This window comes from Microbulbifer agarilyticus (genome assembly GCF_001999945.1).
In the GTDB taxonomy this organism is placed as follows: Bacteria; Pseudomonadota; Gammaproteobacteria; order Pseudomonadales; family Cellvibrionaceae; genus Microbulbifer; species Microbulbifer agarilyticus_A.
Genome location: NZ_CP019650.1, coordinates 297,787 through 315,116, shown reverse-complemented (window position 1 = coordinate 315,116; position 17,330 = coordinate 297,787). Strand labels below are relative to the sequence as shown.

The window sequence follows — 17,330 nt, the reverse complement described above, 5'->3', positions numbered from 1 at the left end:
TTACGCTCCACTATTGGCGCCGTCATCAGCGCCTTCTTCTTTTTTGCGGCCGCTGACACTGACCGTCATTTCAAACGCGCTGGCCTGCTCACCAAATTCTGGTTTGGCCGTAACACCCGTCAGGTTAGGTGACTGGAACCATTCAGACTGGTCGAGACTGCGCATAAATGAGGAAACCCGATTGTTGGACTCCGCCACACCGGAAATCTCGAGAGTCTTGCCGGCACGCTTGAGCTCGGTGAGCCACAGCCCCTCTGGAGCAGCGCGCACCATCTCATCGAAATAACGCACCGCCAGAGGGCGATTGCCCTGCAGCTCCTGAATCACACGCATGCGGTCAATCAGCTCCTGCCGCCGCTGCTTCAACTCCTTAATCTCTCGCACCTGCTTATTTAGCGCCGCGATCTCGGTATTCAGCAACTGGTTGCGCTCATTCTGATTGGCAATCTGCGCATCGACGGTTTTCATCCACATGAATACCGAGACTGCGGCCGCAAGCACCACCACAACCGCAACCTGCTGAAACTCTTTCTGCTTTTGCGCCCGAAATTCCTGGCGCCATGGGAGTAAGTTAATTTTTGCCATCGATCAGAACTCCCTTTCGCGCATGGCGAGGCCTGCAGCGATCATCAGGGACGGTGCCTCACTCACCAGAGCCTGGCGGTTCACCCGGGACGCGACACTCATATCCCGGAACGGGTTGGCCACGAGCGTAGGCTTGTTAAGTTTTTCACCCACCAGTTCGGCGAGCCCGTCCATGGCGGCAACACCGCCACCCAGCAGGATGTAGTCCACGTCGCTGTACGAAGTTGAGGAATAGAAGAACTGCAGGGAGCGCATCACTTGCTGCACCACCGCATCGCGGAAGGGCTCAAGCACTTCCGGGTAGTAGTCGTCAGGCAAGCCGCTGCCGCCCTGACGCTTGGCCAGAGTGGCCTCTTCTGCTGACAGCCCGTAACGGCGCTGGATTTCATCGGTCAACTGGCGACCACCAAACAACTGTTCACGGGTGTATACAGTGCGACCGTCAACCATGACTGACAGAGCACTCATAGTCGCACCAATATCAATTACCGCGACCACCAGCTGCTCCTGGGCCGGAAACTGATTGTCCAACAGGGTATAAGCGCGCTCGATGGCGTAGGCTTCTACATCCACCACGCCCGGCTGCAACTCGGCCTCGCCCAACGCTGAAATCCGCTGCTCCACGTTCTCGCTGCGACACGCGGCCAGCAGCACCTCAACCTGGCCCTCTCCTTTTTCGGAGGGTCCCTGCACCTCGAAGTCGAGATTTACCTCGTCCAGGGGGTAGGGAATGTACTGATCCGCTTCCAGCGCAATCTGGGCTTCCAGCGCATCGTCGGAGAGGTCGGCGGGCATATCCAGGGTCTTGGTAATGACCGCAGAGCCGGAAACAGCCACAGCCGCCTGACGCAGGCGGGTCTTGGACCGGCGCACGACCTTGCGGATAGCCTCGGCAATGGCACCGACATCATTGATGTTCTTATCCACTACCGCATTCGGGGGCAGAGGCTCGGCTGCATAGCTTTCCACCCGATATTTGTCGCCACTGCGACTCAGTTCGAGCAACTTGACCGAGGTGGAGCTAATATCGAGCCCAAGCATGGCTTTCGGGCCCTTATTGAGAAAAGGGAGCATCCCCATTTTTCTTATCTTTTCCGTGGGTTATGGAGGTTTGATGTTATAGCACTTTAAATTACAGCCGCAACCGCCTTTTGCATAGGTATCAGTGCACATTATTCGTATAATTGTCGAACAGTGCCGATATAATTGATTAAGACGTATACAGAAGCATCTCAATGACCGAAAAAGCCCGCAACCGCCTGTTGTCACTGCTGTGGCTGGCTCTGGCCGGCGCCGCCGCCGGCGCCATGGCGTTTTCCAGCATCTATCTGTACCTGAAACCGGGCTTGCCGTCGGTGGAAAGTCTGCGCGATATCCGCCTGCAGACCCCATTGCGCATCTACTCCCGGGACATGAAGCTGATCGGCGAGTTCGGTGAGAAGCGCCGCAGCCCGATCACCATCGACCAGACGCCGGAAATGTTCATTAACGCCATTCTGGCTGCAGAGGACGACGGCTTTTACTCCCACAGCGGCGTCTCGATCAAAGGCCTGATGCGGGCTGCGCGCCAGTTGATTGCCAGCGGCTCCATCCAGTCTGGGGGCAGCACCCTGACCATGCAGGTGGCTCGGAACTTCTTCTTGAGCCGCGAACAGCGCTTTATCCGCAAATTCAACGAGATCCTGCTTTCCCTACAAATCGAGCAGGAGTTGAGCAAAGACGAAATTCTGGCGCTTTACATCAACAAAATTTTCCTCGGCAACCGTGCCTACGGTTTCCAGGCGGCCGCCCAGGTCTACTACGGCAAAGATATCAATGACCTGAATCTGGCCCAGTGGGCAATGATGGCGGGCCTGCCTAAAGCCCCCTCAACCTACAACCCGATTGCCAACCCGTCTCGGGCGCTGGTGCGCCGCAACTGGATTCTGAAGCGTATGCTCGATCTGGGGCATATCGATCAGGACGAGTACAAGAACTCCATTACTGCGCCGGTTAGCGCGCGATTCCACGGCCGCGATCTGGACCTGAGTGCGCCTTACGTCGCAGAAATGGCGCGTAAAGAGGCTGTAGACCTGTTTGGCGACGCCGCCTACACCGATGGCTATCAGATCATTACCACCGTTGATAGCGGGCTTCAGGACGCCGCGCGCAAGGCCCTGCAGCACGGACTCGAGACTTACGATGGCCGCCATGGCTATCGCGGGCCGGAACAGCGCCTGGACGTTGAACTCCTGGCGGACAACGACCAGCTCGTGGATCTGCTGAAGGAAATTCCAGTACTCGGGGGCCTCGAGCCCGCAGTGGTAACCGCGGTCAACCCCCAGAGCCTGATGGTACAGCTGCGTGACCGTAGAGTTGTTGAAATTGCCTGGGAGAACGGTCTCAGCAGTATTCGCCCGTATATTTCCGAAAACGCGCGCGGAGCGCGACTGACCTCGGCAGAGGAAATGTTCGCGCCTGGCGATGTGGTGCGCCTGCGCCGCATTGTGATCAGCGCAGAGCAGATTGCTGCGGAGCAGAAAGCCGCCCAGGAAGCGGCGCTGGCATCCGCGGCCGAGGCGCTGGCAGACACCAATATTACCGAGGACCCCTTCTCGACCCCTGAAGGGCTTGAGCAAGGAGAGCCGGCCGAGGCGCCGGAAGACCGGGAAGAGTGGCATCTCACGCAGGTACCGGCGGCGCAGGGCGCACTGGTGTCACTGGAACCGGAAGACGGCGCTATTCGCGCCCTGGTAGGTGGATACGACTTCCGTCAGAGCCACTTCAACCGGGTCACGCAGGCGGCACGCCAGCCAGGGTCCAGCTTCAAGCCCTTTATTTACGCGGCCGCGGTTGAGAATGGCTATACCGCAGCCAGCATCATCAATGATGCCCCCATCATTTTTGAACAAACCAATCTCGAGGATGTATGGCGCCCTGAGAACGACGGCGGCACCTTCCTCGGCCCGACCCGCTTGCGCAAAGCGCTGTATATGTCCCGCAACATGGTCTCCATTCGCTTGCTTCAAGCGCTGGGACTGGACCGCGCACTGTCCTACACCGAGGGGTTTGGCTTCGATCGCTCCAAGCTGGACCGCAACCTCTCCATTGCCCTCGGCACTTCAGCGCTCACCCCGCTCGAAATGGTGCGCGGCTATGCGGCCTTCGCGAATGGTGGCTTCCGCGTGGAACCCTACCTGCTTGATCAGGTGCTCGACGTCCACGGCGATACCGTTTACCAAGCATTGCCCTTGACCGTGTGCCGGGACTGCCCACTGCCGGGCGAAGCGCCCACTTCGGAAGCTGAGCCCATCGATCTGCAGTCGGTGCGGCACGAAGCGGCAGCTAGCGCCAATGAGGAGGAGCCACTAGAGCTGCGCACACTGCCTGTGGCACCGCTGAGCGCTGATGAGCAGGCACGCCCCCGCGCACCGCGCGCGATGCAGGCGGAAACGGCATTTATCATGGATTCCATGCTGAAAGATGTGGTCAAGCTGGGCACCGGCCGCAAGGCGCTGACGATGAAGCGCGGCGATATTGCCGGCAAAACCGGTACCACCAACGGTCCGCGCGATGCCTGGTTCTCCGGTTACAGCCCTTATCTGGCCACCAGCACCTGGGTAGGTTTCGACGACAACACACCGATCGGCCGCAATGAGTATGGTGGCTCTGCCGCACTGCCCATCTGGATCGACTTTATGTCGGCCGCCCTCGACGGCCTGCCCGAGCGCCACCTGCCGCAACCGGAGGACATTGTGACCACGCGCATCAACCCGCGTACCGGCATGCGCACCTCACGCGGCGGTATTTTTGAAATTTTCCGCGCCAACCGGGTGCCCAGCCGCGAAACCTACAGCAACTATCCTTCGATCTACTCGGATGGACCCAGCAACCCATCAAACAGCGACAGCCAGTCGCAGGAGTCTGTGCCGGAAGAGCTGTTCTAACAATTCGGGTTACACAGACCAATAAAAAACGCCGCCCCAAGGGGCGGCGTTTTTTATTGGATGCAGGTTTTATTCGCAATACCCACCAGAGCCACTGCCCCAGCTAAGCTTCGGCAACCCTATCGCGAACTGCGATAGTCGAGGCAGGCCTCTTCCAGTGTACCCAGATCGGGAATCACCGCGGCCTCGCCAGTGACCGAAACGTGCATGAGCTCGCCCATGGCACAATCCCCTTCGCGGCCAGCCAGATCCGCAGGCGTTACCCGCACCAAGCGCGGAGTGCCCTGTAGCACTACCGCAAAAAACGGCAGATCACCATCCGAGTTGCCACTACTGAGCACCGCGATACGACAGTTACTGCGCAATACAGGCATGGGGCTACCGCGCATCACCTCAAACGAAATCAGCGGCAAGCGCAACTCACGCCAGTGCAGCTCACCCATGTACCAGTCCGGCGCATCGAACGCCGATACCGGGCTCTGTAGGGCGATAATTTCAGAGAGTGTATCCACCGGCACCAACAACTGACCATCCGCCAGCGGCAGCAACAGACTGCTGACCTCGGTCGGTACCTCGTTGCTAGACAGGGTATCTACGCCATTTCCACTCATGCTATGTACGCTCCACCACCTACTGTGGCATCAAAATTCTCTTGGCCCACAGCCATTAGCTGTCCGCCTTCGCCTCGGTAAAGTCGCGAATGGCCTCCAGCAGGATCTCTTCTTGATACGGCTTGCCCAGATAGTGGTTTACCCCAAGGGACAAGGCATGATCCCGGTGCTTCTTACCGGTACGGGAGGTAATCATAATGATTGGAATATCCCGCAAACGGCTACTGGAACGAATGTTTCGCGCCACCTCAAAACCGTCCATACGCGGCATTTCAATATCCAACAGCATCACATCCGGAATAACATCCTGCAGCTGGATAATCGCATCCTGTCCATCTTTCGCGGTAATTACCTGGAAGCCCTCACGCTCAAGGAAGCGAGTGGTTACCTTACGTACGGTTACCGAGTCATCCACCACCATGACCAGCTTCTGGTTCTCCGGCTCTTCTCGCCCGCTTTCGGCTGGCGCCTCTTCAAGCAACGGCGTTTCCGGACGCGCCAGTTGCGCGGAGTGTTTACGCAGCAGTGCGTGCGCATCGAGGATCACCACCACGGTGCCATCACCGGTAACCGTCGCACCGGATACACCCTGCACCCCGGCAAACTGTGGACCGAGGCTCTTCACCACGATCTCACGGCTGCCCAGAATCGCATCGACCTGCAAAGCCATAGCGGTATTGTCAGAACGCACCAGCAACACTGGCATCTGCATGTCTTCTACCGCCAGACGCGGTTGTGCGGAGGACTGCAGCAGGCTGCCGAAGTAATTCACCTGGTAGGGCTCGCCGGCATACTCAAAACGGGCTTCCGGCGTACGGTAATAGTGCTCCAGCTCAAACGGGCTCAGGCGCACAATACCCTCAATGGTATTCAGCGGCATGGCGAACAGGTCGTCCCCCACTTTCACCATCAGCGCACGGTTAACCGATACGGTAAACGGCAGACGTACCACGAACTCAGTTCCCTGGCCCACTTGTGAGCCGATCGTTACCGAGCCACCGATCTGTTTGATCTCGGCCGATACAACATCCATACCCACGCCGCGTCCAGAAATCTGCGTGACCTGATCAGCAGTACTGAAACCGGCCTGCAGAATAAACTGCATGATTTCATTGTTGGACAACTCGGCGTCCGGACGCATGAGACCGCTTTCAATGGCCTTTTCACGCACTCGCATCAGGTTAATACCGGAGCCATCATCACTGATTGTCAGCACCACCTCACTGCCCTCACGGGCAACGGCAACCGCGATACGGCCACGCTCTGGCTTGCCGGCGTCGAGACGCTCTTGCGGAGATTCAATACCGTGGTCGACTGCATTACGCAGCATATGCTCGAGCGGTGCCACCATACGTTCCAGCATGGAACGATCCAGCTCACCTTCGACGTTGGAGAACACCAGATCAACCTGTTTACCCAGCTCGGCGCTCACCTGACGCACGATACGGCGCAAACGCGGTACCAGGCGCGAAAAAGGTACCATGCGGCTGCGCATCAGACCTTCCTGCAGCTCGGTATTTACGCGCGACTGCTGCAGCAACAGAGTCTCGGTATCCCGTGCCTTGTTACCCAGAGTCTGCCGTAAGTCCAGAAGGTCAGAGGTGGACTCAAGTAGAGAGCGCGACAGTTGCTGGAAAGACGAATAGCGGTCCATTTCCAGCGGATCGAATTCCACATCCTGTTCCTGACGGAACTGGATCTGTGCTTCGGTTTCTTTATCCAGGCGACGCAGCTGCTCGTTCAGGCGCAACAGGGTCGAGTCCATTTCGTCGAGCGCCAGACCAAATTCACTGACCTGCTCTTCCAGGCGGCCACGAGAAATCGACGTCTCACCGGCGAGGTTTACCAGCTCTTCCAAAAGCTCGGAAGCTACCCGCACCATTTCCTGGGGCTGGTTACGCGGCTGACCGCCATCGCGCTCGCCAACGTTTTTCGATTTGCGTACAAACGGCAACACATTGTTGCCACTGGCTGCGGGCGCGACGGTTGCCGGGGGCGTGGACTCCACGACTGCTGGCGGGGTCTCGATGGTCGGAGAGACCGGCGTCTCGACAACCTGCGCCTCTTCCACTTCAACCGCTGCAGTATCGAGAACGATACTGTCTGGGCCTACTTGATCTACTTCGCCTGCCTGCGCTGAAGCCTGTACCGCCTCGCCGGGTACGGCGTGTACGTCGGCCCACTGAGTCTCCAGCAGCGCACAGAATGCCGGCAATTCATCACCGCCCATCCAGGCTTGTACTGTCTCGACACCAGCCGCGAGTCGATCGTAAATTCCATGCGCATCGGCAAAGAAACTGGCAGACGGGGCACTGCCGCTCTGCATATTTTCGATCACGGTCTCGAATCGGTGCGCAACCTCACCAAGCCCCATCAGGGCCGCCATACGCGCGCCACCTTTAAAGGTATGCAGCACGCGCTTGAGCGCTTCCGGCATGGCGTTGTCTTCTGGAGACTGTTCCCAGTTCTGGATTAGCTCTTCCAGCTCGTCCATCAGATCGGAAGCTTCCTCGAGGAAAACTTCGACTACGTCCGGGTCGATATCCGCCAACAGTGCGCGTTGCGCTTCGGTAACGTCACCAGACGGTGCCTGGGGAGCGGCAACCTCGGCGCTCGGTGCAGGAGTTACAACCTCGACTGGCGCCACGGGCGGCTCCGCCATCAGGCGCTCGACAACGTCGCGTTCCGGCGCGGCGAATTCTGGCTCCGGAGCAGATTCAGTTGTGGTGGTCGAAAAATCAGCCGGTGCAACAACCCCCTGCTCAGAGGTTTGCGGCTCCACGATTTCAGATTCGATCGTGGGGATTTCATCGGTCAGGAACGCGTCGGTAGAAGAGTTGCCTTGCTCATCGGCAGACAGTTCTGCCTCCAACCACTCGACGGTCAGCTCGCGCTCGTCCTCGACCACACCGGCGGCATCAATAACATCATCGGCAACAATCTCCAGCTCGGTAGGCGCATCGACGACAACACCTTCGCTGCCTCGTTCGTCTGCTGCCTGCTCTTCCGCAACCAGGTCGTCAAAGCCCAGCTCGCCTAGGTCATCCGCATCGACGGTGGGGGGCACCTCGACATCCGTTGCGGATTGTGTCTCTTCGGCATTTATAGCCGCGTCATCGAAAGCGAATTCACTGGCATCAATACCGAATTCGGAGAGATCGATATCTTCCTCTTCGCCGCTGTCATCCCCTTGCGCCAATGTGCGCAGGGCTTCACCCACGGCGTCACTGACCTGGGGCAGATCGGTAGATGCGGCAACCGCATCTACCAGGTCCAACAGCTCATTGTGACCCTGCTCGAGAGATGCCCACAGCGCCGGCTCTTCTTCCAGATGACCGTCGATCACCTGGCGATAAACAGCCAGCAAAAGATTGGCCAGTTCCTGCAGCGTTGGTAACTGTGCCTGGCCTGCGGCCTGTTGCAGAACATCAAGCTCTTCCGCAACCGGCAAAATAATGGATCGATCCCCCGGGGCGGCGCGCCAGCGGTTGAGCATCTCGTCGGCGTCCAGCAGTACCTTCATGCCGTCGGCCATGATCACCGCCAACAGCTGAGGATCCACGGCCTTCGGCTCATTGGCTTCGCGCTCGCGAATCAGGTGGCCAACGGCGCGCTCCTGCAATTCCGCAACTCGTGCCACGAACTGATCGCTACGCTCAACATGCAGTGGCTCGTGGCGATAAATCTGTTGCAGCACCTCACGCACGTAGCTGGCGCCGTCACTGATAAGGTCGTAGGTATCGCTATCAATCGCGACCTGATAGGTACGCAGCTCTTTGGCAAAACGCTCCAACGGCGCCATCAGTTCCGCTACCTGGGTAACTTCTGCCATATGGGCAGAGCCTTTCAGGGTATGCAGGGCGCGGTGGAATGGATCAGACGGAATATCGTATACCGGAGCCTGGCGCTGCATTTCAGCGAGGTATTCCGCCACCGTCGCCAGGTGGGTTTCAGCCTCCTGAGCGAAGATTTCCCACAACTGGGCATTCTCATCCGCCTCAAGCTGCGCTTCATCAATTGCGGCAGGCGCCGCCGCGGCAACTTCGACAGTACCGGCGGTATCAGACTGCAGTAAAGCAGCGGGCACTTCGCCCTGGGATAACTGTTTCGCCCAACTTTCCAGCTCCGCCGTGCGGGCCGGATCCGGGTCGCCGGTACGGGTGCGGAAGCCATCCACCATCGACGGCAGCTTGGCAAGCACCATCTCGATCAATGTCACATGCGCGCGCGCCGGCGAAACGGTTTCATCCAGCACGCGGTTGAGCATGTTTTCCACAGCCCAAGACAGCTCACCGACTTCCAGTGCCTCGACCATGCGGCCGGAGCCCTTCAGGGTGTGGAAACCACGACGGAATTCCACCAGCGACTCGCGGTCGCCAAAATTGGCTGCCCACAGGGGGAAATAGTGGTTGATGGTTTCGAGAACCTCACCGGCTTCCTCGAGGAAAATCTCGACGATTTCATCGTCGATGATGCTGGTGTCGTCATCGTCTGCCAGCGGTGGCAGAGCGGCTGCAGGCTGTTCCAATGCAGGCTCAATGGAATGAGGCACTGGAGCACTTTCAGGAGCTGCTTCAGGGGCAGTTTCGACCGCAGTTGCAGTCTCGACGGGCGCAGGGTCAGCAGCGCCCTCTTCGGCAAACCAGCTCGCTTCAACCAGCGAGGGCTCTTCTTGTTCGGCGAGCGGCGCGTCTTCGATAACAATCGATGGTTCGGAATCGTCGGTATCCGGGGATTCCTCCACCAGACTTCCCGCAAGCGCCGCCAACGGGTCAGCCTCCACCACTGGCTCGGCAACGGGTGCCTCCTCTTCCAGCTCGAGAGACAGCTCAAATTCATCCAGTGCCTGCTGTTCTTCGTCGGCAACAGACGCGACCGACTCCGCAGGAACTTTGGCGACCTCTTCAGGCAACTCGAGGCCACTCAGGGTATCTGTATCGACACCATCGGTTGGCGCCGGGAACACATCGCCTTCGGCGACCGCGTAACCCAGCGTGGCAACGCTTTCTTCGGCCAGCGCCAGCAACATATCGGCGTCTTCGATACCGTCGGCACGGCGCTCGAGGTAGTACTCGACGCTGGTAACCGCATCCGCGAGGGTATCCAGCAGTTTCCAGTCCGGCTGATCGCCGGCATTGATCAAACGCTCTTCAATATAACCGCGACAGGCTCCCACAATCTCGGCAGCGCGGCCGTAGCCCACCATTTCGAGACCACCACAGACTTCCTGCAGGCGCTTTGGAACCTCGGCGAGATGGCCAGCGTCCCAGTGGCTGGCGATGTACTCCACCACCGCCTCTTTCACGGTTTCCAGACCAATCCGGGCTTCGCGCAGAACCTGTTCGGTAGCCTCGCCCATCAGGGGCGATTCACTATCGACCTTGCGATCCCGCTCCGCAGCGGCGGCAAGACCGGAGTCGAGCTGCACCAGCTCGGATGCGGCCTGCATCAGTAGATCGTCGGGTGCAGCACTGCGGGAGGCGTCGCGGAGATATTCGTAAATACTGCGGGCACGGGTGCGCTGATTCTCGAGACCCAATACACCGAGGGTATCGGCGATGCGCTTGGCGACAATCGCGGTATCCGAAAGCGGCGCGCGCTCAGTGGTACTGATACTCGGGTCCAGCGCTTCACGCACACTGGCGAGCTCTTCACGCAGTGCTGCCACCGCGGTGCCCATCGCCTCTGGCCCCATGGCCAAGGCATCTTCGTTATCCGGACGCGGTGTTCCGGGCACCGCACGGTCCAGCGCGAATTTCTGATACAGCGCGGCGGAACGTGGGCCGTTCGGGCCACTCAGATAAACGTAAAACAGGAGGTTGCGGATGAGATCCCGGTCCGGACGCACGTCGAGAACGCGCGCACCCTGCCCGGAGAGCAGGCGGAATTCGACATCGATGCGGCGAAGCAGCTGGCGCAGTGCCGGCAATACATTTACCCGGTGGTCGGCAATACCCTCGAGCAACCCCTGGACAATTTCCCACAGGTGCTGGCGCTGGCTGCCGCTATACAGCAGTGCCATTTTTTCACTGACCTTACCGAGGTATGCAAGGCTTTCACCGCTGTTCACGTCGCGGATCAGGCTGGCTGCCGCCACGTGATACATCTTGCGTAGCTTGGTAACCAGCTCCTGCAGCTTCGCTGTATTACCCAGCAATGGCTGGCGCTGACCAGTTACCTGCTCCAGTGCGGAAAGGTCCGGGGAGAACAGCGCACCTTCGGTGATCAGGCGCTCGCGGCGCACCGCGCGCAAGTCATTCAGCAACGGCAACAACAGCACCGCATTATCGCGGCGCTGGAAGGCAATTTTTTCCAGATAGAGAGGCAATTCCAGCAGCGCGCGCATAAGGAATTCGCGCGTCTCGTCGCTGTTCTCGACTTCACCGCTGGCGAGGGCCTGTACCAGCTGCTCCATCTCTTCGGCGAGCATGGCGGCGCCGGTTAGCTCCGCCATATGCAGGCTGCCGTGTACCTGGTGGATCAGGCTAAGGCAATTCTTTAGCAGGCTATCCGCGGAATTAGCGGTATCGCTGGAGGTATCGGAGGCGGCGGAATCCGAGGCAAAAGTTTCCAGCTGCTGGCGAGCCTGAGCCAGCGTCTCGTTGATTTCGCCTATCAGCCAATCCAGGGCCACAAAATTGGGATTGTCGTGACTCACGCCAAGTCCTCGGTAATTCAATTTGCCCGCCCTACAACTGAGACTCAGAGAGTCCCCGTCGCGGGCTGCTTTACACCCTCACCGAAACAACAGTGAGGGCGTCCGCTTTGTCGTTATCAGAATATGCGGTAAATCAGGCCAGAGCCCGGTCTTCACGCTCTTCTTGAGATAGTGCAGCGAGGCCACCTTCTTCGGCCATCGCACCCTCAAGGGATTCGTCATCCAGCATCGGGAACTCTTCAGAGAGCTGTGCCAGATCGCTATCGTACAGATCGCCTTCAGCTTCCACGTCATCCGCTTGCGGCAGCTTGAAGCCGGCAACGGAGTCACGCAGGCTGGATGCGGTCTGAGCCAGGTTACCAATGGACTGTGCGGTAGCCTGGGTACCGGCAGATGTCTGCGAGGTAATTTCCTGAATCACGTTCATCGTGTTGGAGATGTGACCCGCGGACGAGGCCTGCTGGCGTGCCGCGTTGGAGATGTTCTGAATCAAGGATGCGAGGTTGGTGGATACCGTTTCGATCTCCCCCAGAGCAACACCCGCGTCCTGGGCTAGGCGAGCACCGCGTACCACCTCGGTAGTGGTGGATTCCATCGAAACTACCGCTTCGTTGGTATCCGACTGAATCGCTTTTACCAGGCCTTCAATCTGCTTGGTTGCCGCAGCGGAACGTTCCGCGAGGCGCTGTACCTCGTCCGCAACCACCGCGAAGCCTCGGCCCGCATCACCAGCCATAGAGGCCTGGATCGCGGCGTTCAGTGCGAGGATGTTGGTCTGGTCCGCAATGTCGTTAATCAGACTTACGATGTCACCAATCTCCTGGGAAGATTCACCCAGTCGCTTGATTCGCTTGGAGGTGTCCTGAATCTGCTCACGGATGGTATCCATGCCCTTGATGGTGTTCTGTACCACCTTGGCACCATTACTTGCGATCTGTACCGAGCGTTCTGCTACCTGGGCAGACTCCGCGGCGTTCGCAGATACCTGGTCAATGGTCACCGCCATTTCGTTCACCGCCGCAGATGCACCGGCAATTTCCTGCGCCTGGTGCTCGGAGGCTTCGGCGAGGTGCAGGGCGGTCTGCTGGGTTTCCTGAGACAGGGACGATACTTCCTGCGCAGTGCCGTTGATTCGGGATACCAGTACCCGCAGCTGGTCAATCGTGTAGTTGATGGAGTCCGCGATCGCACCGGTGAAGGCCTCGGTTACCGTTGCCGAGGTCGTCAGGTCACCATCTGCGAGGTCGGCCAGTTCGTCCAGCAGCTGCATAATTGCCTGCTGGTTACGCTCGTTGGTTTCAGACTCTTCTTTCAGGCTTCGACGTGCGCCGGAGAATGCGGTGACCATCATGCCGAAGATCAGCAGCACGAAAACACCGGCAATAATGGCAATGGTCTGGTTGTTCGGCTGACGCTCACTGGACAGGCTAACAATACGGTCGTTCAGTGTGGACAGCGCTTCCAGCAGCTGCGGGGAAGAGGTAGCAATACCGTCAGCGGCCTGACGGGTCGCAAACAGTGCCGGTGTGGCTTCGAAGATTTCGCGTACGGAAGAACTTACGAACTCGAACAGCTCGGTAATCTCTTCAAGAGACTCACGGGCCTCACTGTCGGTAACGCGGGAGATACCCATCACCACGTCACCGCCCTTCATACCATCTACCACTTTACCGAACAGGCTGGCATCGGTGTTGAACTGGTCTGCCGCAGCTTCCGCGTCGTCACCACCCTGCAGCATCTTATCGATGTTTCGACCGATACGTTCCGCACGCCACACCTGCAGCTGAGCCTGCTCTACCTGGTTGGCCGGAGCGTTGTTGGCCAGTAGGATTTCCACGATGTTGTTGTGCTCTGCCTGCAGTTCCGGCAGCGAGTCGTTCAGGGTGCTCGCCACGTCGTTCAGGAAGATAATGGAATCTTTGTTACCGATAATGGTGTCGGCCTGTTCGCGCATCTGGCGCCAAACCTGGCCATAGGCACCAAGTTCAGCCTCCAACGCGCGGCGGCTGCCCTGATCCATGCCCTGCAAACCACTCCAGGTCGCGGCCATCTGGTTCACAACCTGCTCCAGGTCCGCGAACGCCTGCTCGTCACCTGCGGTAGCGGCCGGTGCGTAGGACACAAGCTGGTAAGAAAGTGCGCGCATTTCCGCAACGTCTTCCAGGTACGTCTGATCCCGGTCAGCGTGGCTCTGCACCAAATAGATGCTGACGATCAGCCCCGCCAGTGTGGCGAGTACCAAGAAAAACATAAACAGCGCGGCAGGGTTACTGCGCAACGCGGAAAATGAATTCTGGGAGCCTGTTTTCATAATTTACTCCTGGCGGACCTGTGCCTCAGGCCAATTCTTGTTTTCACCACTTATTGAGACCCGCTGGCCTCACAACCCCAACTGCCCGCAATGCGGACATCCCCAATACCGGCCACGGCCGACTACGGTTCGTGACCGGCACCCTCTGCCGCAGCAGTTTTGAGGCCGAACACTAATATGACGTACGGAAACTACCGCACCTCATTGACCCGCCAGTGCGAGTCGGCGCAAACACGAATGTCTCCGCCTGTAACGCAGAATGCCGCGACTCAGTGAGCCGCGGCATCTGCAAATTGAAAATCGTTTATCAGCGCATCCAGGTCAAATACAAACCAGCGCCCTTGCTGCAGCACAAACTGACCGCTCACCATCGGCGCAAAGGGTTCAGCGAGGTCTGCGGGCGGCATCTGACCATATTCCAATGCCAAGTGCTGCATACCGTGCAATTCATCCACGATTAGCCCGGCGTAGAGCTTTTCATGCTCCAACACCAGTACGCGGCGACTCTGGCGAGAACTTGCGAGATGGCCACCAAAAAAGGCTGCCATATCAAACAGCGGCAGCAGGCGACCACGCACATTGGCCACACCGCGCACCCAGGGCTGGACCCCGGGTATGAAGGTGTACTGAGGGACCTCGAGCAGCTCCACCACGTCTTCCATGGGGGCGACAAAGCGCTGTCCCAGCAGAGAAAATCCAATGCCCGTCCAATAGGGTTTGATTTCCTGGCGGGCGGGCAGCCCCTTAGCCTGCGCCTTGGCGCGGTTGGCAATATCTACGAGCGCGAGATAGGGGGTAAGCGTTGATTGCACGGAGACTCAACGTCGGCCTCAGGCCAACACCTCCGCGATAGTACCAAGCAGCTTGCCCTCGTCGACCGGCTTGGTCAGGTAGGCGCTGGCACCCTGACGCATGCCCCACACGCGATCGGTATCCTGATCTTTCGTGGTCACAATCACCACGGGAATACCAGCGGTCTCGCCGCCCTTACTCAGCTGACGAGTAGCCTGGAAACCATTCAGACCCGGCATCACGATATCCATCAGGATAACGTCGGGGCGCTGTTCGCGCGCCACATCCACACCGCTCTCGCCATTAGTGGCGGTAAGTACGGCGTGACCGTTCTTTTCAAGAATGGTGGTCAGTTTGTGAGTTTCGGTTGGCGAGTCATCGACGATTAGTACTCTGGCCATCTGGTCCCCCGAGATAGTGTTGTCCACTCCGGCCATTGCAATTTTACCGGGCGGATGTTGTTGGCACTGGCCACCCCCATAAACGGAGTGTGACCACACGCTTTGTTATTTATTGCAAACGACACTGACGTTCATGACATTCGATCATTTTTAAGATCGTTGGCCTGCGCCAGCGCGGCTGGATGCAGTAGTCTACGCCATTTTTGCCAAGGGTTTCACGCCCTGAATGAGAAGTTATTCTCAGGCGGCGTGATGCGGCTTGGCATGGGCGGAAATTGCACCCAGAAGTTCGCTTTTACTGAACGGCTTGGTCAGGTATTGATCACAACCAACCACACGTCCCTTGGCTTTGTCGAACAGGCCATCCTTACTGGACAGCATTACGACAGGTGTACTGCGGAATTCGCTATTGTTTTTGATCAGTGCACAGGTCTGATAGCCGTCCAGGCGCGGCATCATGATATCCACAAAGATAATGTCCGGACGCGAATCGGCGATCTTCGCCAGCGCATCGAAACCATCAGTGGCGGTAACGACCGCGCAACCTGCTTTTTGCAGCAGAGTTTCTGCTGTGCGACGAATGGTTTTACTGTCGTCGATCACCATTACGGTGAGACTTTCCCAGTTGAGCTCCATAGTGTGTTCCCAAATCCCCTTCTACTTATTTTCAGGCATCTCGGGCATGAGCGCCGGGCCTGTATTTACAACCTCTTTACGGGGTCCGATCGTTGCTGCGAACAGCCACCTGGGGAGGGTTTGCGCACTTGCGCGAACCCAGTGACCGACGGACGCAGATCAGATGCAAACTTGTATCACAGATGAACAGGTGAATCTAGCGACGTCCGAGTGTGACAGCGCACAATGATCATTTTGTGAGCGGTGCCGCACTTTACCTACTACCGGGTCTACACGGGCAGCTTGCAGAGAGGGGACACTACTCTTACCTTAGCCATTTGCGCAGCCATACCTTCTTGGCGCGCCCCACCCAGCAAGTTCAGTTTTACGGACATTCTATGAGCCAGACTCTCGGCGTGGTCATGGACCCCATTGCCAATATCAACTTCAAGAAAGATACCTCCCTGGCCCTCCTGTTGGCGGCCGAGCGGGCAGGATTTGAGCTGTACTATTTCGAGCAGGCAGACCTGTATCTGGATGGCGCAAAGCCGATGGGCAACGGCGCACCGCTGCAGGTGTTCGAAGACCCACAAAACTGGTTCAAGCTCGGCGAACGCAAACCGGTACACCTGGGAGATCTCGACGTACTGCTGATGCGCGTGGACCCGCCGTTCGACAACGAATACATCTACGCAACCTACATTCTCGAAGCCGCGGAGCGCGCCGGCACTCTGGTTGCCAATAAGCCGCAGTCCCTGCGGGACTGCAACGAAAAGATCTTCGCCACCCATTTCGCCGACTGCATCCCGCCGCTGATCGTGAGCTGCGATATGCAGCAGCTGCGTGCCTTTCACAGCGAACATCAGGATGTGATCTTCAAGCCCCTCGATGGCATGGGCGGCACTGGCATTTTTCACGTCAAGCCCGACGGAAGCAATATCGGTGCAATCCTCGAGACACTCACCGAAAACGGCCAGTGCCAGATCATGGGGCAACGCTATATCCCCGAGATCAAAGACGGTGACAAGCGCATTTTGGTTGTTGACGGCGAACCGGTGCCTTACAGCTTGGCGCGCATCCCGCAAGGAGGGGAAACCCGCGGCAACCTGGCGGCAGGTGGCCGGGGCGAAGCGCGCCCCCTCACCGAGCGCGACCTGGAAATTGCCCGCCGCGTCGGCCCAACTCTGAAAGAAAAAGGATTACTGTTTGTCGGACTCGACGTAATCGGTGACTATCTCACCGAAGTCAACGTAACCAGCCCCACCTGTGTGCGGGAGATTGACACTGCCTACGGTACCGATATTGGCGGCATGCTGATGCGCGCGATCACAGACCGATTGGCAAAAAAGGGATAAACTGCCCAGCGAATGGTTCAGCACCCGGCCCGCAACACCCGATCGGGCCGAAGCGCGCTGACGTCGAGCAGAAGTA

General features: G+C 58.4%; 10 protein-coding genes. 2 read left to right on the top strand and 8 right to left on the bottom strand.

All coding sequences use genetic code 11. From position 1 onward, the window contains the following. Together Mag101_RS01325 and Mag101_RS01320 are read right to left on the bottom strand one after the other, a co-directional pair. The gene (locus tag Mag101_RS01325; RefSeq protein ID WP_077399714.1) at positions 1 to 585 is read right to left on the bottom strand and encodes a PilN domain-containing protein; all 585 of its coding nucleotides are present in this window, start codon (positions 583 to 585) and stop codon (positions 1 to 3) included. A 3-nt stretch (positions 586 to 588) separates the two neighbouring features. Then, positions 589 to 1,665: a pilus assembly protein PilM gene (locus tag Mag101_RS01320; RefSeq protein ID WP_077399711.1), complete on the bottom strand. Its 1,077-nt coding sequence runs from the start codon at positions 1,663 to 1,665 to the stop codon at positions 589 to 591. 155 nt (positions 1,666 to 1,820) lie between these two features. Between Mag101_RS01320 and Mag101_RS01315 the strand changes: the two genes are divergently transcribed. Continuing rightward, positions 1,821 to 4,511 (top strand): penicillin-binding protein 1A, encoded by a 2,691-nt coding sequence (locus tag Mag101_RS01315; RefSeq protein ID WP_077399708.1) that lies wholly within the window; start codon positions 1,821 to 1,823, stop codon positions 4,509 to 4,511. Positions 4,512 to 4,630: 119 nt separating this feature from the next. Here Mag101_RS01315 and Mag101_RS01310 read toward each other — a convergent pair whose 3' ends face one another. The 6 genes from Mag101_RS01310 to pilG form a co-directional block, all read right to left on the bottom strand. Beyond that, positions 4,631 to 5,122, bottom strand: a complete 492-nt coding sequence (locus Mag101_RS01310) for a chemotaxis protein CheW (protein WP_077399705.1) — start codon at positions 5,120 to 5,122, stop codon at positions 4,631 to 4,633. Between the two features lie 55 nt (positions 5,123 to 5,177). Continuing rightward, entirely contained in the window at positions 5,178 to 11,780 is a 6,603-nt protein-coding gene (locus tag Mag101_RS01305) for an Hpt domain-containing protein (RefSeq protein ID WP_077399702.1), read from the bottom strand. A gap of 133 nt (positions 11,781 to 11,913) precedes the next feature. After that, positions 11,914 to 14,091 (bottom strand): methyl-accepting chemotaxis protein, encoded by a 2,178-nt coding sequence (locus tag Mag101_RS01300; RefSeq protein WP_077399699.1) that lies wholly within the window; start codon positions 14,089 to 14,091, stop codon positions 11,914 to 11,916. Positions 14,092 to 14,360: 269 nt separating this feature from the next. After that, positions 14,361 to 14,903 (bottom strand): chemotaxis protein CheW, encoded by a 543-nt coding sequence (locus Mag101_RS01295; RefSeq protein ID WP_077399696.1) that lies wholly within the window; start codon positions 14,901 to 14,903, stop codon positions 14,361 to 14,363. Between the two features lie 18 nt (positions 14,904 to 14,921). Then, positions 14,922 to 15,284, bottom strand: a complete 363-nt coding sequence (pilH, locus tag Mag101_RS01290) for a twitching motility response regulator PilH (protein WP_077399693.1) — start codon at positions 15,282 to 15,284, stop codon at positions 14,922 to 14,924. 240 nt (positions 15,285 to 15,524) lie between these two features. Then, complete coding sequence (pilG, locus tag Mag101_RS01285) at positions 15,525 to 15,920, bottom strand: twitching motility response regulator PilG (protein WP_010132439.1); 396 nt, start codon at positions 15,918 to 15,920, stop codon at positions 15,525 to 15,527. 377 nt (positions 15,921 to 16,297) lie between these two features. Between pilG and gshB the strand changes: the two genes are divergently transcribed. After that, positions 16,298 to 17,254 (top strand): glutathione synthase, encoded by a 957-nt coding sequence (gene gshB, locus Mag101_RS01280; protein WP_077399690.1) that lies wholly within the window; start codon positions 16,298 to 16,300, stop codon positions 17,252 to 17,254. Positions 17,255 to 17,330: the final 76 nt, after the last annotated feature.